The organism is Streptomyces sichuanensis (assembly GCF_020328095.1).
Taxonomy (GTDB): Bacteria; Actinomycetota; Actinomycetes; order Streptomycetales; family Streptomycetaceae; genus Streptomyces; species Streptomyces cinnamoneus.
Genome location: NZ_JAIXMK010000123.1, coordinates 1 through 17,735 on the forward strand (window position 1 = coordinate 1; position 17,735 = coordinate 17,735).

Genomic DNA, 17,735 nt, shown 5'->3' on the forward strand with positions numbered 1-17,735 from the left:
CGGCCCCTCCCCGCACGGGCCCGTCAGGCCACCGTCACCACGATCTTGCCGCGGGTGTGGCCCTCGGCGCTGAGGCGTTGGGCGTCGGCCGTCTTTTCCAGGGGGAAGACCGCCGCCACCTCGACCGTGAGGACGCCCTGTTCCGCCAGGCGGCTGAGCTCCGTGAGGTCGGCGGCGTCCGGGCGTACCCACAGGAGGCGGCCGCCGAGGGCCGCGACCTCCGGGTCGGCGATGGAGACCAGGCGGGCGCCGGTCGCGGTCACGTCGGGCGAGGTCGTGACGGCCCCGCCCCCGACCAGGTCCAGCACGGCCGTCACGCCCTTGGGCGCCAGCGCCCGCACCCTCTCGGCGAGCCCCTCGCCGTAGGTGACGGGTTCGGCGCCCAGCGAGCGCAGGTAGTCGTGGTTGCGTTCGCTCGCCGTGCCGATGACGCGGGCGCCCATGTGGCGGGCGAGCTGGACGGCCATGGAGCCGACGCCGCCCGCGGCCGCGTGGATGAGCACGGTGTCGCCCTTGCCGGCCTGGACGGCCTTGAGGGCCTGGTAGGCGGTGAGGCCGGCCAGCGGGATGCCCGCGGCCTCCTCGAAGGTGAGGCCCGAGGGCTTCGGGGCGAGGGTGCGCACCGGTGCCGCCACGTACTCGGCGAAGGTGCCGCGGGAGAGGAAGTCCTCCCGGACGTAGCCGATGACCTCGTCGCCGACCTGGTACTCGGGGGTGTCCAGGCCCTGGCCGACGACGACGCCGGAGACGTCCCAGCCGGGGATGACGGGGAAGACGGCGTCGAGGTAGGGGTCGAGGCCGCCCGCCTGGGCCTTCCAGTCGACGGGGTTGACGGCGGCCGCCTTGACCTTGATCAGGACGCTGTCCGGGCCGGCCTTGGGCTTGGGGGCCTCGCCGTATTCGAGGACCTCGGGGCCGCCGTAGGTGCGGTAGCTGACAGCCTTCATGGTGCCGACTCCTTGTCTTGCCGTGTTCGGGTTCAGCGTGCGGCGGGTGCGGTTTCAGCGTCGGGTGCGGCGCCCGGGGCCGCCACCGCGGCGTCCCGCAGCGCGTGGATCTTCCGCAGGCCCAGCCCGGCCACCAGGGACACCAGCAGGAAGGCGGTGCCCGCGATGACGAAGGTCAGGGTGAACTGGCTCTCGGCGGGGAGCTTGGGCGCGCCCGGCGGGAGGTGCTCGATGCTCTTGGATGCGAGGACCGTGGTGATCATCGCGCTGCCGATGGCGCTGCCGGTCGAGCGGGAGATGGAGTTGATGCCGTTGGCTATGCCGGTCTGGTGGTGCGGCACGCTCGCGACGATCACGGCCGGCATGGCGGCGTAGCCGAAGCTGATCGCCGCGCCGACGAACACGCCGGCGGCGATCACGGCGTAGGCGTGCTCGTGGTCGAGGGCGATCCAGACGAAGCCCGCGGTGCCGATGAGCGAGGCGAGCAGCAGTACCAGCCGGGGGCCCTTGTGGCGGACGAGCTGGCCGCCGACGGGGGCGGCGAGCAGCGAGACGATCGTGCTGGGCAGCAGGAACTCGACCGAGGCCCGCAGGACGCTGGCGTCGAAGCCGTAGCCGGTGATCGCCGAGGGCATCTGGACCAGGTACGAGACGCCGATGAAGAGGGCGAAGGAGCCGAAGCCGACGAGCAGGCCGGCGAGGTTGGCGAAGAGCACCGGGCGGTGGGCGAACATCCGCATGTCGACCAGCGGCTCGCGGACCTTGCGCTCGACCAGCGTCCAGAGGGCCGCCGCCACCGCGGCGCCGGCGAAGCAGCCGATGGTGCGGGCGGAGGACCAGCCCCACTCGTGGCCCTGGGTGATGGGCAGCAGGAGCAGGACGAGGGTGGCGGCCAGGGTGAGGGCGCCCAGCACGTCCGTGCGGCCGCCGGTGGTCTCGCGGGTGGCGGGGACGAGCGTGGCGACGGCGATCAGGGCCAGCGTGGCGAGGCCGGTGGCCAGCCAGAAGGCACTGCGGTAGTCGGGGTCGTCGCCGGAGGTGAGCAGGCCGGTGGCGACGAGGGCCAGGCCGCTGCCGAAGGCGAGGGTGCCGCTGACCATGGCCATGGCGCCGGGCAGCTTGGCCGGGCGGACCTCCTCGCGCAGCACGGACAGCGCGAGCGGGAAGATCGCGGTGGCGGCGCCCTGGAGCACCCGGCCGACGATCAGCCAGAGCAGCGAGTGGGTCACGGCCGCGAGGACGGAGCCCGCGACCATCACGACGAGGACGGCGACCAGGGTCTTCTTCTTGCCGTGCTGGTCGCCGAAGCGGCCGAGCAGCGGGGTGAAGACGGCGGCGGAGAGCAGGGTCGCGGTGGTGACCCAGCTGACGTTGGCGGAGGTGGTCTCCAGGTCGTTCTGGATGAGGCCCAGGATCGGCACGACGAGGGTCTGCATCATCGAGACGACCATGGCGGCCAGGCTCAGAGCGAAGACGATCACCGTCTCGTTCCGGCCGCCGGCCTGTTCGGCGGGCGCTGCGGGCGCTGCGGGGGTCATGGAGGGAGGGGTTCCTTCGTGGTCACTTCGAGTTACTTCACGACATGGATGCTTGAGATCGTCAAGCAACTCGGACCACGGTAGGACCCAATAGTTCACATAGTCAAGTTAATGATTTAAGCCATCAAGCTCTTGAGTACACTTCACCCATGACCGGCACGCACCCCCAGCCCCCGACCAAGGCCCAGCTCCTGGAGCTGGTGGCCGCACTCGGCACCGCGCAGTGGCAGGACTTCGCGGCCGCCGCCGCCCGCCACGGCCTCACCTCCGTGCAGGCCAAGCTGCTGGCCCAGCTCAAGGGCCCGGTCCCCATGCGGGGCCTGGCCACCCTGCTGGTCTGCGACGCCTCCAACGTCACCGGCATCGTGGACCGGCTGGAGGCGCGCGGGCTGGTCCGCCGCGAGCCCGACCCCGCCGACCGCCGGGTGAAGAACGTCGTGGCCACCGAGGAGGGCCACGAGACGATCCGCCGGGTGCGCGCCGAGATGCAGGCCACGCACAGTGCGCTCGACGCGCTGGACGAGGAGGAGCGCACGGTGCTGTACGGGCTCCTGGAGCGCCTCCGCCCCGGCATGGAGCGCCGCGCCTGACCACGGCCTCCGGCCGCGAGGCACCCGCCCTGCGGCCATGCGCCCGCCCTCCGGCCGCCGTATTCTGACGGTCATTCGGAACGGCCCGCCCCGTGGCGGACGACACGGGAGGCATCCATGACCACGCTCAGCACCACCGGTGAGGCAGCGGACACCGAGCCGTACACCGTCACCCTCGCACCGGGCGTGCACGCCTACGTCCAGCCCGACGGCGGCTGGTGCCTGAACAACGCCGGCTTCGTGTCCGACGGCGGCCGCACGCTGCTCATCGACACGGCGGCCACCGAGCGCCGGGCCCGCCTGCTGCGCGACGCCGTGGCCGCGAGCGGCGCCCCGCTGCCGACGATGCTGGTCAACACCCACCACCACGGCGACCACACCTACGGCAACTGCGTCTTCACCCCCGACGCCACGGTCATCGGGCACGCCGACTGCCGCCGCGAGACCCTCGCCGCGGGCCTGCAGCTCCACCTGGCCTGGCCCGCGGTGGAGTACGGCGACATCGAGGTCACCGCGCCCAACCTCACCTACACCGACGCCCTGACCGTCCACGTCGGCGACATCGAGGTCCGGCTGATCCACCCCGGCCCCGCGCACACCGTCGGCGACACGATCGCCTGGCTGCCGCAGCAGGGCATCGTCTTCACCGGCGACCTCGTCTTCCACGGCGGCACGCCCTTCGTCATGATGGGCTCGCTCAGCGGCTCGCTGCGCGCCCTGGAGGTCCTGCGCGGCCTCGACGCGCACACCGTGGTGCCCGGCCACGGCCGCGTCACCGACCCCGGCGTCTACGACACCGTCGAGCGCTACCTCCGCTACGTCCAGGACCTGGCCCGCACCTCCCACGCCGCCGGCCACACCCCGCTGGAGGCCGCCCGCCGCGCCGACCTGGGCGAGTTCGCCGGACTGCGCGAGAGCGAGCGCCTGGTGGCCAACCTGCACCGCGCCTACGCCGAGCTCGACGGCCGGCCGGTGGGCACCGCGCTCGACCTGCTGCCCGTGCTCGGCGACATGGCGGAGATGAACGGCGGGCAGCCCCTCGCCTGCCACGCCTGAACCGCCGGGAACCCCTGGACGGCATACCGACTGGTCGGCATGATGAGCCGGTCGGCAGGCCGTCCGTCCGTGCGACGGACGGCACTGCGTCCAACTCGGCGTGGAGGGGCACTCGATGAGCAAGGACCACCTTCCGGGGCTCGACCCGGTGCGGCTGCGGGCACACCTGGAGCGCGAACTGCCCGGGCTGGTGCAGGGGCCGCTGCGGGCCGAGCTGATCGAAGGGGGGCGCTCCAACCTCACCTACCGGGTCGACGACGCCGCCGGCGGACGCTTGGTGGTGCGCCGCCCCCCGCTCGGACACGTGCTGGCCACCGCCCACGACATGGCACGCGAGCACCGGGTGATCAGCGCGCTGCGCGACACCGCGGTGCCGGTGCCCCGGGCGCTGCTGCTGTGCCGGGACGAGGACGTCATCGGAGCGCCCTTCTACGTGATGGAGTACGTCGAGGGCACCGCGTACCGCACGGCGGAGCAGCTCACCGCCATCGGGCCCGGGCGCACCCGGCGGGCGGTGCTCGGGCTCGCCGACACGCTCGTCGCCCTGCACGCCGTCGACCCGGAGGCCGCCGGGCTCGGGGACTTCGGGCGGCCGGAAGGGTTCCTGGAGCGGCAGCTGCGGCGGTGGGGCAAGCAGCTGGACGCCTCGCGCAGCCGCGAGCTGGCCGGGATCGACGAGCTGCACCGCTCCCTGGGCGCGGCGCTGCCCTGCTCCCCCGCACCCGTCGTCGTGCACGGCGACTACCGCCTCGACAACGTCCTCCTGGGCGCCGACGACCGCGTCGCCGCGGTGCTGGACTGGGAGATGTCCACCCTCGGCGACCCGCTCACCGACCTCGGCCTGCTCGTGATGTACAGCGAACAGCAGGAGGTCCCGGGCTCGCCCCTGACGGCCACCCGCACGGCCCCCGGCCACCCGGCGCCCGCGGAGCTCGTCGAGCGCTACGCGGCCGGCTCCGGCCGCGACGTCTCGGCGCTGCCCTGGTACACGGCCTTCGCCTACTTCAAGCTCGCCGTGATCCTGGAGGGCATCCACCTGCGCTACACCCTCGGCCAGACCGTGGGCGCGGGCTTCGACCGCATCGGCGAGCTCGTCCCGCTCTTCATCGGCAACGGACTCACCACCCTGCAGGAAGGCTGAGCAGCCCATGGACTTCGCCTACGACGCCCGGACCGAGGAACTGCGCGGCCGGCTGTCGGCCTTCATGGACGAACACGTGTACCCGGCGGAGGCCGTCGCCCAGGAGCAGCGGGCCAGGGCCGCCTCGCCCTGGGACGTCCCGCCGGTGGTGGAGGAGCTCAAGGCCGAGGCGCGGCGGCGCGGGTTGTGGAACCTGTTCCTCCCCGGCGAGCGGTACGGCGCCGGGCTGACCAACCTCCAGTACGCGCCGCTGGCGGAGATCACCGGACGCAGCCCCCAGCTGGCCCCCACCGCCCTCAACTGCGCCGCCCCCGACACCGGGAACATGGAGCTGCTGGCCCAGTTCGGCACCGAGGAGCAGCGCCGGCGATGGCTGGAGCCGCTGCTGGCCGGCGAGATCCGCTCGGCCTTCGCCATGACCGAGCCGGACGTCGCCTCGTCGGACGCCACGAACGTGCAGACGCGGATCGAGCGCGACGGCGACGACTACGTGATCACCGGACGCAAGTGGTACATCTCCGGGGCCCTGCACCCCGACTGCCGGCTCCTGATCGTCATGGGCAAGACCGACCCGGACGGGCCCGACGTGCGCCGCCAGCAGTCGATGGTGCTGGTCCCCCGTGACACGCCCGGGGTGGAGATCCGGCGGGCCATGCGGGTCTACGGCTACGAGGACCACTACCACGGCGGCCACGCCGAAGTGGTCCTCGACGGCGTCCGCGTCCCGGCCGCGCACCTCGTCGGCGAGGAGGGCGGCGGCTTCGCCATCGCCCAGGCCCGGCTCGGCCCCGGCCGGATCCACCACTGCATGCGCCTGATCGGCATGGCCGAGCGGGCCATCGAGCTGATGTGCCGGCGGGCGGTGGCCCGTACGGCCTTCGGCAAGCCGCTCGCCGGCCAGGGGGTGGTGCAGGAGTGGATCGCCGATGCGCGGGTGGCGGTGGAGCAACTGCGGCTGCTGGTGCTCAAGACGGCGTGGCTGATGGACACCGTCGGCAACCGGGGCGCGCACACGGAGATCCAGGCCATCAAGATCGCGACGCCGCGGACGGTGGCGGACATCCTCGACAAGGCGGTGCAGCTGCACGGCGCCGGCGGCGTGGGCCAGGACTTCCCGCTGGCGGAGCTGTGGGCGGCGGCGCGGACACTGCGCCTGGCGGACGGGCCGGACGAGGTGCACCAGCGGTCACTGGCCCGGCGGGAGCTGGGCCGCCACGCCTGAGGCCGTGGGGCCCGTGGACCGGTGCGCCGGACACGCCCTAGGGCCGTAGCGCCCGTAGGAGGAGGTCCGCGAGGTGGTCGGCGACCTGCCGGGCGCTGAGCGGGCCGTCCGGGCGGTACCAGCTGGCCAGGTGGTGGACGGAGCCGAAGTGGTAGTCGACCACCAGGTCGGCGGGGGTCGCCGAGCCGAAGACGCCCGTGCGCTGGCCCTCCTCCACCAGGGCGCGGAACCGCTCGTGGTAGCGGCGCCGTTCGGCCCGCACCTGCCGGAGCTTCTCGGGGCCGAGCTGGTGCATCGACCGGAAGAAGATCTTCGTGTCGTCGAGGTTCTCGATGGTCGTCACGACCACGTCGGCGGCCGCGTCCCGCAGCCGCTGCTCGACGGGGGCGTCGGCGCCCGCGAAGGCGTCGAGCCGCTCCTGCTGCAGGCGCAGGACGCGCCCGTAGACCTCGTGCAGCAGGTCGTCCTTCGAGCCGAAGTAGTGGTAGAGCGCGCCCTTGGTGACGCCTGCCGCCCGGACGATCTCCTGGACGGACGTGCGGTCGTAGCCCTGCTCGGCGAAGAGCCGGGTGGCGGCCGCGAGCAGCCGCTGCGGTACGGGCCGTCCGCCGCCCTCCGTCGTGCCGGCCGTCGCCGTCGTGGTCGTCATCGCCACCCGCCTTTCCGTGAGCGGCACACTAACCAGTCGGTATGCCGGGGGGAAAGGGCTTCTCGCACGGGTGAACCGGTTGACGGGAGGCTGGACATGCCCTCTTGACGGCAGGAAGATGCGCGCACATCGGGACCGGCACAGGGGGACGTCATGACGGACGTGGGTGTGGAGCCGTACTGGGAGCTGATGTTCGACGCCGAGGGAGACGTGGATCCGGGCGGCCGGGACGCCCTGATACGCGGGGTGGTGGACCGTGGCCTGACCGATCTGGTGGTCTTCGCGCACGGCTGGAACAACAGCCGGTCGCTCGCCACCGGCCTCTACCGCCGGTTCTTCGCCCCTTTCCCCGCCGTGTTCGCCGAGTGCGGCGACGACGCCGCGCGCCTGGGCTACGGCGGTGTGATCTGGCCGTCGATGCGCTTCACCGACGAGCCCGTCCCCGACTTCCCGGACCTCCGTCCCGCGCTGACCGGAGACGGCCCGGCGCTGGAGCCCGGCACGCTGGAAGCGCTGGCGGCGGTCTTCCCCGGCAGCGAGGCCCTGCTGGACCGGCTGGCCGAGCTGATCGAGCGGCGGCCGGCGGACCCCGCGCGGCTGGAGGAGTTCGCCTCCCTCGTGCGGCGGCTCGTGGGGGTGCCCGGTCCCGGGGCGGCCACCGGCGCGGAGGACCCCGTTCTCCGCGGCGTTCTCGACGACGTGGACCCGGAGCCGGGCGCGTCCGCGGCGCCGGCGATGCTGACCGAGAGCCCGCGGGCGGTCTGCGAGCGCTTCGCCGAGGCCGTGGTCCCGGCCGGCTCGGCCCGAGCGGAGCTCTTCGGGGGGCTGGGGCGCCTGTGGAGCGGCGCCCTCGAACTGCTGCGGCAGGGCTCCTACTGGGAGATGAAGCGACGCGCGGGCCAGGTGGGGCAGCAGGGGCTCGGTCCGCTCCTCGGGGAGCTCGCCGAGGCGTCCCCGGGCCTGCGGGTGCACCTGGTGGGACACAGCTTCGGCGGGCGGCTCGTGGCGTTCGCCGTGCGCGGGCTGCCGGAGCGCGCACAGTGCGTGCACTCCCTCGTTCTGCTCCAAGGCGCCTTCTCGCACTACGCCTTCGCGCCCCGCCTGCCCTTCGCCCAGGACCGCTCGGGGGTGCTGAAGGACCTGCACCGCCGGGTCGCCGGGCCCGTGGTGTGCTGCCATTCGCGCCACGACCTGGCGCTGAGCCTGCTCTACCCGCTCGCCTCCCGGATGTCCGGGGACACGCAGTCCGCGCTGGGCCTCGGCGACGCCCGGTGGGGCGCGATGGGCCACGACGGCGTCCAGGCCGTGACCGGCACCGGGACGCTGGAGCTCGGGCAGGCCCTGGCGGGCCCGCTGCCGGAGTCCGGCTGCGTCAACGTCGACGTCGCGGCCGTCGTCCGGCGCGGCGGGCCGCCCTCCGGTGCGCACAGCGACATCTGCCACGGGGAGCTGGCCCGTCTCGTCCTGGTGGCCGGGCGGCTCGTCCGCCCGTCGGTGGGCTGAGGATCCGCCACCTTCACCCGGGCCCACATCTGTCGGCCCGATGGGGGTAGCAGAGCGGAAGTCGGCGCGTATCCCGTCCAGCGGGTCCGAATATCCGATGGATCCGATCGGCGGCGGGATACGTCCCTTCCATGTCGATCCGAGTCCGCGCCGCCGGAGGTGGGATGCAGTGGCAGGTTTCAGAGCACTAGCCCGGGAAGTCCGCAATCCACGGAACACCATCGCACTGCGCCGGACGTCCTTGCGCAAATGCCTCGAACGCTTCGCCCCGTACGGGCACCGGGCGACCTGGCGCCACCTGTGCGCCCGCGCCGGCCTCGCCCCCGACGACCGTTCCCCCGACCCCGCCCTGCTCATCGCCGCGCTGGCCGAGCTGGAGGAGGCGCGCGAGGTCTGGCTGGCCTACGAGGCGGAGTTCGCCGGCCGCCGCCGGCGCGAGAAGCACGACGGCATCCGCCAGCCCAGCGCCGTCGACGACTGGCACCGCAACACCTGGGGCGGCTGTGACATCGTGCCGTGCGCGTCCCCCGAGGTGACCCCGGCCGCCCCCCTCGCGGACGTGCTGCGCCGGATGATCAAGGCCATGGAGTCCGCCCCCGGCGACGCCTGCCCCGTGTGCGCCCAGGAACGCATCGAGTGGCGCACGGACCTGGAGCGCTATCCGCTCCAGGGGCCCGTGTGCACGGACTGCGGCATCGTCGTCCCCGTGTCCGTCCTCACCCCCGCCGTGCTGTCCGCGACCCGGCGGTACACCTTCGCCGAGCGCTACGCGGCGGTGTGAGGCCGCTCCCCGGGGGGGCGCCCCCGGGGAGCGGCCGGACGCCCGGTGACCGGCCGCGGGAGCGGCGTGCGGGCCTTCAGGACGTGCGCTGGCCGTACAGCAGCGAGCCGGTGCCCATGCCGCCGAAGCGGTCGTCGGGGTTGGACAGCGCGCACTTGTCCAGCGACAGGCAGCCGCAGCCGATGCAGTCGTCCAGGCGGTCGCGCAACGCGCCGAGCTGCCGTATCCGTTCGTCCAGCTCGATCCGCCAGACCTCGGACAGCCGTGCCCAGTCGGCGCGGTTGGGGGTGCGCTCGTCGGGCAGTTCGGCGAGCGCGTCACGGATCGTGGCGAGCGGGATGCCGACGCGCTGCGCGGCGCGGATGAAGGCGACCCGGCGCAGCGCGTCACGGTCGTAGCGGCGCTGGTTGCCCGCCGTGCGGCGGCTGCTGATCAGGCCCTTGGTCTCGTAGAAGTGCAGGGCGGAGACGGCCGCGCCGCTGCGCGCGGAGAGCTGCCCGACGGTCAGCTCGTGGATTTTGTTCGAAATCTGCGGCACGGCTCAGACTGTACGTCAGACGCCGGCGGGCAGGGGGCCGTCGTACCCCACCATGCGCAGCACCAGCCCGGCGTGCAGCTCGCCGACCTCGTCGGGGGTGCGCTTGCCCTCGGCGTTGAACCAGCGGGCGACGTCGATGCACAGGGAGAGGACGGCGAGGGTGGTGCCGCGCACGTCGGGGACGTCGAAGTCGCCGGCGGCGACGCCGTCCTCGATGATGGCGCGCACGGCGGCGTCGGTGTCCCGGCGCATGGCGAGGATCTCCGCGTAGTGCTCCTCGCCGAGCGCGCCGAGCTCGTACTGCACGACCCGGGCGGTGGTGTGGTGCTCGGCGTGCCAGCGCACGAAGCGGCGGACGGCGGTGGCGAGCCGCTCGGCGGGGGTGCCGGCGCCGTCCCGGGCCTGCCGGAGGATGTCGAGGGCGAGGCGGTGGCCGACGCCGCTGATGCGGAAGAGGAGTTCTTCCTTGGTCCGGTAGTGGATGTAGAGCGCGGCGGGGCTCATGCCGGCGCGGCCGGCGATGTCGCGGGTGGTGGTGGCGTGGTAGCCGCGTCCGGCGAACGCCTGGACGGCGGCGGTCAGCAGCCGCCGTGCGGCGTCGGGCGTCACGTCGGCCCACTCCTCGGTCCGCTGCGCCTCCGCATCCATGCCGTGCCCCGCTCTCCGGGCCGCTCCGGGCCCCTCGCCGTCAGAAGGACGAACACCATACCCCGACCCTGAGCAAGCGCTTAGGGGGCGTACGGCCCCGGTCGCGGGGGAAGGAATCACCCCATGACCGCTGAGCGCACCCTGCCCGTGGCGGCCACGGTGCTGACCGCCACGGTGGCGGTCTACATCACCCTCGTCGCCTTCGGCAACATCACCGACTTCGGCACCAACCAGGAGTTCGTCCGGCACGTCCTGGCGATGGACACGACCTTCGAGGACGAGGACCTGATGTGGCGAGCCGTCACGGACCCCGCTCTCCAGGACGCGGCCTACGTGCTCATCATCGTATGGGAGACGCTGGCCGCCGCCCTGCTGATCGCGGCCACCGTGCTGTGGGTCCGCGGCCTGCGCCGGTACGGCCCCGGCTACGGCGCGGCCCGGCGGGCCACCACGCTGGGACTGCTGATGCTCATGCTGCTGTTCGGGCTGGGCTTCATGGCCATAGGCGGCGAGTGGTTCGCGATGTGGCAGTCGGCCAAGTGGAACGGACTGCAGGCCGCCCTCCGCACCTTCACCCTCGCCGGCTTCGTGCTGATACTGATCCATCTGCCGTCCCCGCAGTGGCACCTGCCCTAATCCGGGAAGACCACCAGGGTCCGGCCGCCGCGCCCGGCCAGCATCGCCTCGAACGCGGCCGGGATGCCGTCGAGGTCCGTGCGCGCCGTCACCATGCCCGCCAGGTCCAGCCGTCCCGCGCGCACGTGGGAGGCGATGGCGGGCAGGTCCCGGGCCGGGTCGCTGTTGCCGTAGACGCAGCCGGTGAGGGTGCGGCCGAAGTGGAAGAGCTCCAGCGCCGAGAAGGCCACCTGCTGGTCCCGGCCGCCGATGCCGACGACGGTGGTGCGGCCGCCCCGGCGGGTGGAGGACCATGCGGTACGGATGGTGCCGGCGTGGCCGACGCACTCGACGGCCACGTCCACGCCGTGGCCGCCGGTCAGCTCCCGGACCGTCCGTGCGGTGTCCTCGGAGGCGACGACGAACGCGGTGGCCCCGGCCGCGCGGGCCAGCGCCTCCTTCTCCGGGGACACGTCCACCGCCACGATCGTCGCCGCCCCGGCGATCCGTGCGGCCTGCAGCACGGACAGGCCCACGCCGCCGACGCCGTAGACCGCCACCGTCTCGCCGGCCCGCACCCGGGCGCTGTGGTGCACCGCGCCGTAGCCGGTGAGCACCGCGCAGCCGAGCAGGGCCGCCTCCGCCAGCGGGATGCCGTCGGGCAACGGCAGCACGGCGCTCGCCCGCACCACGGTCTCCTCGGCGAAGACGGCGGTGCCCAGGCCCGGGTGGAGCGCGGAGCCGTCCCGGCGCAGGGTGGCGTACGGGGTGCCGGCGCCGGCCGCGGCGTCGGCGCACAGCCAGGGCTCGTCCAGGCCGCAGAAGTGGCAGGAGCGACAGGAGGGCGCCCAGTTGAGGACGACCCGGTCGCCGGGTGCCACCTCGTGCACGCCCTCGCCGACGGCGGTGACGGTGCCCGACCCCTCGTGCCCGAGCACGGCCGGGACCGGCTGGCGCAGGGTGCCGTTGGAGAGCGAGAGGTCGGAGTGGCAGACCCCGGCGGCGGCGAGCCGCACCCGTACCTGCCCCGGGCCGGGGGCGGGCAGGTCGATCTCGGTGATCTCCAGCGGGGCGCCCACGGCGGGCAGGACGGCGGCGCGAACCATGACGAACCCTTTCTCGGGTCTCTCCGGGCGGGTGCGGACTGTGCGCTCCCGGCGGCGACGGGCCGTGCGGACCGGGCCGGGCGGGTGGGCGCGGGTCAGAACTGGAGGGACTTGGTCTGCAGGTACTCCGTCAGACCGTGCACGCCCAGCTCCCGCCCGATCCCCGACTGCTTGTGGCCGCCGAAGGGGGCGAGCAGGTTGAACCGGCCGCCGTTGACGTCGACCTGCCCGGTGTCCATGCGGCGGGCGAAGGCGGCGGCCCGCTCCTCGTCCTGCGCCCACACCGCGCCGGCCAGCCCGTAGACCGTGCCGTTGGCGATGCGCAGGGCCTCCTCCTCGTCCTCGTACTTCATGACGCAGACGACGGGCCCGAAGATCTCCTCCTGGGCGACGGTCATGCCGGGCGTGACGTCGGCGAAGAGGGTCGGGCGGACGTAGTAGCCCTTCTCGCGGCCCTCGGGGGCCCCGGGCCCGCCCACGACCAGGCGCGCGCCCTCCTCGATGCCCCGGGTGACGTAGCCGGTGACCCGTTCGCGCTGCGCCGCGCTGACGAGGGGTCCCAGCCGGGTGGCCGGGTCGGTGGGGTCGCCGGGCACGTAGTCCCGCACGGCCTCGGCGGCGATCCGGACGGCTTCCTCGTACTGGTCGGCGTGGACCAGCAGCCGGGTCAGGGCGTTGCAGGACTGGCCGGCGTTGCGCATGACGTCGGCGACGGTGGTGGTGACGGCCCGGGTGAGGTCCGCGCCGGGGAGGACGACGCAGGCGGACTTGCCGCCCAGTTCGAGGGCGACCCGCTTGATCGCGGCGCCGGCGGCCGCGGCGACGGATCTGCCGACGGCCGTCGAGCCGGTGAAGGAGACGAGGTCGACGCCCGGGTGCTCGGCCAGTGCCCGGCCGGCGACCTCGCCCAGGCCGGTGACCAGGTTGAACACGCCGGCCGGGAGGCCCGCGTCGGCCACGCACTCGGCGAAGAGCTGGGCGGTCAGGGGCGTGTCCTCGGCGGGCTTGAGGACGACCGTGCAGCCCGCGGCGAGGGCCGGGGCGACCTTGGCGACGATCTGGTGGAGCGGGTAGTTCCAGGGCGTGATCGCTCCGACGACGCCGACCGGTTCGTGCAGGACGGTGGAGTTGCCGATGCGCTCCTCGAACGCGTGCTCCGCGGCCAGCTCGGCGTACGAACCGGCGACGGCGACCGGCACGCCGGCGTGGACCCGCCGGGCGAAGCCGGTGGGCGAGCCGAGCTCGGCGGTGACGGTGGCGGCCACCTCCTCCTGCCGGGCGGCGAGCGCGTCGCGCAGGGCGGCGAGGTACGCGCCGCGACGGCCCGGCGGAGTGGCGGCCCAGCCCGGCAGGGCCGCGCGGGCGGCCCGCACGGCGGCGTCGACGTCCTCGGCGGTGCCCGCCGGAACGACCCCGATGATCTGCTCGTCGGCCGGGTTGACCACCTCGGTCGTGTCACGGCCCGCGGCGGGCCGCCAGCTGCCGTCGATGTACATCCCGTCGTGGGCGATCACAGGTCTTCTCCTCGCGGTGCGGTGCGCTCGGTCGCCCTCGACCCTACCCACCGGTAGGACGAACTGACCAGCAACTGCACCCCGCCCCGGTGGATTTGGCCGGTCCGCGGGGTGGCCCTCGGGCGGCCGAACACGGCGGGCGCTGATCCATTGACGTGCCCGGCCGGGAATCCTACGGTCTCCCATAGGAATCCACCGGCAGCGGGAGCACGCGATGAGCGGTAGCGGCAACGAGCAGGCGCGGAAGACGGCCGAGGGGCTGACGTATCTGTCCGGCTTCGGCAACGAGCACAGCAACGAGGCCCTGCCCGGCGCCCTGCCGCACGGGCGCAATTCCCCGCAGCGGGCGCCGCTCGGCCTCTACGCGGAGCAGCTGAGCGGCTCCGCCTTCACCGAGCCCCGCGCCCACAACCTGCGCTCGTGGCTGTACCGCATCCGCCCCTCGGCCGCCCACCCGCCGTTCACCCGCACCGACAACGGCGCCCTGCGCGGCGCGCCCTTCACCGAGACCGTGCCCGACCCCAACCGGCTGCGCTGGGACCCGATGCCGGAGCCGGCCGGGGGCACCGACTTCCTGGCCGGCCTGTGGACCCTGGGCGGCAACGGTGACGCCGCGCAGCGCACGGGCATGGCCGTGCACCTGTACGCCGCCAACGCCTCGATGACCCGGGTGTTCAGCGACGCCGACGGCGAGCTGCTGATCGTGCCGGAGCGCGGCGGGCTGCTGCTGCGCACCGAGTTCGGGCTGCTGCGCGCCGAGCCGGGGCACGTGGCGCTGATCCCGCGCGGCGTGCGCTTCCGGGTGGAGCTGCTGGACGAGGACGCCCGCGGCTACGTCTGCGAGAACTACGGCAAGCCCTTCGTCCTGCCCGACCTGGGCCCGATCGGCGCGAACGGTCTGGCGAACGCCCGGGACTTCCTGGCGCCCGTCGCGGCCCACGAGGACGTCGAGGGCCCGGTCGAGGTGGTCAACAAGTTCTGCGGCAACCTCTGGACGGCCACGTACGACCACTCGCCGCTGGACGTGGTCGCCTGGCACGGCAACTACGTCCCCTACGTCTACGACCTGCGCCGCTTCAACGTCATCGGCTCGATCAGCTACGACCACCCGGACCCGTCGATCTTCACGGTCCTCACCTCGCCGTCCGACACCCCGGGCCTGGCGGGCGTCGACTTCGTGGTGTTCGCCCCCCGCTGGCTGGTGGGCGAGGACACGTTCCGGCCGCCGTACTTCCACCGGAACGTGATGAGCGAGTACATGGGCCTGATCGAGGGCGCGTACGACGCGAAGACGGCCGGGAAGGGCGGCTTCGTGCCGGGCGGCGGCTCGCTGCACAACATGATGTCGGCGCACGGCCCGGACCGGGACACCTTCGAGCGGGCGAGCGCGGCGGAGCTGGCGCCGCAGAAGCTGGACGACGGGCTGGCCTTCATGTTCGAGACGCGCTGGCCGGTGACCCTCACCGGGCAGGCGGCGGGCGCCGGACACCTGCAGACGGGGTACGACGCGGTGTGGCAGGGTCTGCAGCGCCACTTCGACCGCTGACGCCGCACGAGCCGGAGCCCCCGTGACCACCTTCGCCCCCGACTCCCTCGCGCTCAACCGCAAGCTGCCGCTGTGGTACCAGGTCTCGCAGTCGCTGCGCGCCTCCATACTGGGGCGCCGCCCGGACGACCCGCTGCGCCTGCCCACCGAGGACGCCCTCGCCGAGCACTACGGCGTCAGCGTGCTGACCATGCGGCAGGCCCTGAAGGAGCTGGAGGCGGAGGGGCTGATCAGCCGGCACCGGCGGCGCGGCACCTTCATCGAGCCGAGCGCCCGGCGGGGCTCCCCCGTGCGGCTGCTCGGCTCGGTGGACACGATCGTCGCCCAGCAGTCCGGCGAGCGCACGGCGGTGCTGGACCACGGGCCGGTCGCCGTCCCGGCCGACCTGGCCGAGCACTTCCCCGGGCTGGACGAGGCGGTCGCCTACCGGCGGCTGCGCTGCGACGGCACGTCGGGCGAGCCGACGAACTGGGCGGAGAACCTCGTCCGGCCGGAGGTGGCCGAGCGCATCGACGTGGCGGACCTCGCGCGCTGGCCGATGACGAAGGTGCTGCGCGACGTGGTGGGGGTGCGGATCAGCCGCATCACGGACACGGTCGAGGCGCGCCTGGCGGACCCGGAGACGGCCCGCCTCCTGCAGGTGCCCCTGCTGAGCCCGATCCTGCACTACACGGGCGTGACGTACGACGAGTCGGGCCACGCCGTCGACGTGGCCCGCATCCGCTACCGCGGTGACCGCTTCTCGTTCACGGTCACGCTGGACGTGCACTGAGCAGGGCTCGGGACGGACACGGAACGAAGGAGCGGGGTGTTCGCCCCGGCCGGGGGTGCCGTGGGTGTGCCGGATGGCCGGCCCCGGGGAAAGGGCAGGCCGTGCGGGCCGGGGCCGGGTCAGGCGTGGTTGCCGCCGCTGTGGCTGCCGAAGAGCGAACGGCGCAGCCGCCGCAGCGGGGCGAACAGGGAGACCCGGGCGGTCCGGCTCTGGCTCGCGCCCTGGCCGGCCCGGGCGTGGTCGCGCGAGGTCAGCTCGCGCATCAGCACGGTCGCACCCTCGACCTCGCGCTGCGGCAGGGCGGGCCCGCCGAGCACCGCGAGGTGACGGTCGAGGCGCGCGCTCGACGCACCGCTCCCGTAAGTGATGGCAGGCACACGCGGCCTGCTGCGCATTGTTATCTGATCCATGACACTCCCCACCCGTACGAGGCACCCGGCCCAGGCAGGGTAACCCTATCGCCCCATCGCGTCACCCGCGCATCGGCGGGGCCGATTCACCACCCCGTCAAGGGGGTTGACACGCCTGGCGTGAACCTGACGTCACTGTGCGCGAGTTGGTCAGGACAATACGGCACGAGGGTGGGGGCAATCACGCTACGTTGCGGTACATTCACCCCGAATTGCTCTCGGGGGAGGGACACCGCATGGACACGGGTTCCGGCGCCGGACGAGTGCTGGCGGGCCGCTACCGGCTGCTGGGCGAGCTGGGGCGCGGCGGCATGGGCGTGGTATGGCGGGCGCGGGACGAGGTCCTGGGCCGGGAAGTGGCGGTCAAGGAGGTGCGCGCCCCCGCCGGCCTGCCGGATTCCGACGTCCGCCATCTCTACGCCCGGCTGGAGCGCGAGGGGCGCGCGGCGGCGCGCATCTCCCACCGCAACGTCGTCACCGTGCACGACGTGGCCGGTGACGAGGGCCGGCCGTGGATCGTCATGGAACTGGTGCGCGGCATGTCGCTGGCCGACCTGCTGGAAGCGGAGGGCCCCCTGGAGCCGGCGCGGGCGGCGCACATCGGCGCGGAGGTGCTGGCCGCGCTCCGGGGGGCGCACTCCGTGGGCGTACTGCACCGCGACGTGAAACCGGGAAACGTCCTCATAGCCAACGACGGGCGTGTCGTCCTCTCCGACTTCGGCATCGCGATGATCGAGGGCAGTTCGGCGCTGACGGCGACCGGACAACTGGTGGGCTCGCCCGAGTACCTGGCGCCCGAGCGCGCCCTCGGCCATCCGCCCGGTCCCGCGTCGGACCTGTGGTCGCTCGGGGTGATGCTCTACGCAGCGGTGGAGGGCGCCTCGCCGTTCCGTCAGGACACGCCGCTGAGCACGCTGCGGGCCGTGGTCGACGCGGAGCTGCCGCCGCCACGGCGGGCGGGTGCGCTCGCGCCCGTGCTCGACGGGCTGTTGCGCAAGGATCCCGCACAGCGGATCGGGGTGGACGAGGCCGAGCGGATGCTGCGGACGGCGGCCGCCGGGGGCGGCCGGTCCGCACCGCCGCCGGGCGGCGGCCACACCCCGACGGTCGCGGCGCATCCCGCCCCAGGGCCCCCGCAGCCGGCGCGGGGCGGTCGGGG

18 protein-coding genes are annotated in these 17,735 nt (G+C 73.8%); 10 read left to right on the top strand and 8 right to left on the bottom strand.

Annotation, left to right across the window (positions count from 1 at the left end):
* Positions 1–23 precede the first annotated feature (23 nt).
* Together LE181_RS26550 and LE181_RS26555 are read right to left on the bottom strand one after the other, a co-directional pair.
* The gene (locus tag LE181_RS26550; protein ID WP_190108860.1) at positions 24–947 is read right to left on the bottom strand and encodes an NADP-dependent oxidoreductase; all 924 of its coding nucleotides are present in this window, start codon (positions 945–947) and stop codon (positions 24–26) included.
* Between the two features lie 32 nt (positions 948–979).
* Positions 980–2,485 (bottom strand): MFS transporter, encoded by a 1,506-nt coding sequence (locus LE181_RS26555; RefSeq protein ID WP_225664036.1) that lies wholly within the window; start codon positions 2,483–2,485, stop codon positions 980–982.
* A gap of 149 nt (positions 2,486–2,634) precedes the next feature.
* Here LE181_RS26555 and LE181_RS26560 point away from each other — a divergent pair, with 149 nt between their 5' ends.
* The 4 genes from LE181_RS26560 to LE181_RS26575 all read left to right on the top strand — a co-directional run bounded on the left by LE181_RS26560 (position 2,635) and on the right by LE181_RS26575 (position 6,494).
* The gene (locus LE181_RS26560; protein WP_225664037.1) at positions 2,635–3,075 is read left to right on the top strand and encodes a MarR family winged helix-turn-helix transcriptional regulator; all 441 of its coding nucleotides are present in this window, start codon (positions 2,635–2,637) and stop codon (positions 3,073–3,075) included.
* Positions 3,076–3,192: 117 nt separating this feature from the next.
* Positions 3,193–4,131 carry an MBL fold metallo-hydrolase gene (locus tag LE181_RS26565; protein WP_225664038.1) on the top strand — a complete coding sequence of 313 codons (939 nt, stop codon included), beginning with the start codon at positions 3,193–3,195 and terminating at the stop codon, positions 4,129–4,131.
* Between the two features lie 115 nt (positions 4,132–4,246).
* On the top strand, positions 4,247–5,272 hold the full coding sequence (locus LE181_RS26570; protein WP_225664039.1) for a phosphotransferase family protein: 1,026 nt from the start codon (positions 4,247–4,249) through the stop codon (positions 5,270–5,272).
* 7 nt (positions 5,273–5,279) lie between these two features.
* Positions 5,280–6,494: an acyl-CoA dehydrogenase family protein gene (locus LE181_RS26575; protein ID WP_225664040.1), complete on the top strand. Its 1,215-nt coding sequence runs from the start codon at positions 5,280–5,282 to the stop codon at positions 6,492–6,494.
* A gap of 37 nt (positions 6,495–6,531) precedes the next feature.
* Here LE181_RS26575 and LE181_RS26580 read toward each other — a convergent pair whose 3' ends face one another.
* Positions 6,532–7,143 carry a TetR/AcrR family transcriptional regulator gene (locus LE181_RS26580; protein WP_225664041.1) on the bottom strand — a complete coding sequence of 204 codons (612 nt, stop codon included), beginning with the start codon at positions 7,141–7,143 and terminating at the stop codon, positions 6,532–6,534.
* A gap of 153 nt (positions 7,144–7,296) precedes the next feature.
* On the opposite strand from LE181_RS26580, the gene LE181_RS26585 reads away from it, so the two are divergent.
* Positions 7,297–8,646 (top strand): alpha/beta fold hydrolase, encoded by a 1,350-nt coding sequence (locus tag LE181_RS26585; RefSeq protein WP_225664042.1) that lies wholly within the window; start codon positions 7,297–7,299, stop codon positions 8,644–8,646.
* Between the two features lie 169 nt (positions 8,647–8,815).
* On the top strand, positions 8,816–9,427 hold the full coding sequence (locus LE181_RS26590; protein ID WP_225664043.1) for a hypothetical protein: 612 nt from the start codon (positions 8,816–8,818) through the stop codon (positions 9,425–9,427).
* A 76-nt stretch (positions 9,428–9,503) separates the two neighbouring features.
* Here LE181_RS26590 and soxR read toward each other — a convergent pair whose 3' ends face one another.
* Both soxR and LE181_RS26600 read right to left on the bottom strand, forming a co-directional pair.
* Complete coding sequence (soxR, locus tag LE181_RS26595; RefSeq protein ID WP_225664044.1) at positions 9,504–9,965, bottom strand: redox-sensitive transcriptional activator SoxR; 462 nt, start codon at positions 9,963–9,965, stop codon at positions 9,504–9,506.
* Positions 9,966–9,980: 15 nt separating this feature from the next.
* Positions 9,981–10,613, bottom strand: a complete 633-nt coding sequence (locus tag LE181_RS26600; protein WP_225664045.1) for a TetR/AcrR family transcriptional regulator — start codon at positions 10,611–10,613, stop codon at positions 9,981–9,983.
* Positions 10,614–10,736: 123 nt separating this feature from the next.
* Here LE181_RS26600 and LE181_RS26605 point away from each other — a divergent pair, with 123 nt between their 5' ends.
* Positions 10,737–11,249: a DUF2165 domain-containing protein gene (locus LE181_RS26605; protein ID WP_225664046.1), complete on the top strand. Its 513-nt coding sequence runs from the start codon at positions 10,737–10,739 to the stop codon at positions 11,247–11,249.
* Here LE181_RS26605 and LE181_RS26610 read toward each other — a convergent pair.
* Both LE181_RS26610 and LE181_RS26615 read right to left on the bottom strand, forming a co-directional pair.
* Positions 11,246–12,334 carry a zinc-binding dehydrogenase gene (locus LE181_RS26610; protein ID WP_225664047.1) on the bottom strand — a complete coding sequence of 363 codons (1,089 nt, stop codon included), beginning with the start codon at positions 12,332–12,334 and terminating at the stop codon, positions 11,246–11,248. The two genes, LE181_RS26605 and LE181_RS26610, sit on opposite strands and share 4 nt — an antisense overlap.
* Before the next feature lie 95 nt (positions 12,335–12,429).
* Entirely contained in the window at positions 12,430–13,848 is a 1,419-nt protein-coding gene (locus LE181_RS26615) for an aldehyde dehydrogenase family protein (RefSeq protein ID WP_225664048.1), read from the bottom strand.
* 214 nt (positions 13,849–14,062) lie between these two features.
* Between LE181_RS26615 and hmgA the strand changes: the two genes are divergently transcribed.
* Both hmgA and LE181_RS26625 read left to right on the top strand, forming a co-directional pair.
* A complete protein-coding gene (hmgA, locus tag LE181_RS26620) occupies positions 14,063–15,394 on the top strand; it encodes a homogentisate 1,2-dioxygenase (protein ID WP_225664049.1) in 1,332 nt (443 codons plus the stop codon).
* Between the two features lie 22 nt (positions 15,395–15,416).
* The gene (locus LE181_RS26625) at positions 15,417–16,166 is read left to right on the top strand and encodes a GntR family transcriptional regulator (protein WP_225664050.1); all 750 of its coding nucleotides are present in this window, start codon (positions 15,417–15,419) and stop codon (positions 16,164–16,166) included.
* Between the two features lie 119 nt (positions 16,167–16,285).
* Here the strand turns inward: LE181_RS26625 and LE181_RS26630 are convergent, their stop codons facing one another.
* Entirely contained in the window at positions 16,286–16,576 is a 291-nt protein-coding gene (locus LE181_RS26630) for a hypothetical protein (RefSeq protein WP_225664051.1), read from the bottom strand.
* 236 nt (positions 16,577–16,812) lie between these two features.
* Between LE181_RS26630 and LE181_RS26635 the strand changes: the two genes are divergently transcribed.
* A partial coding sequence (locus LE181_RS26635; RefSeq protein ID WP_225664052.1) for a serine/threonine-protein kinase occupies positions 16,813–17,735 on the top strand: 923 nt, incomplete at its 3' end.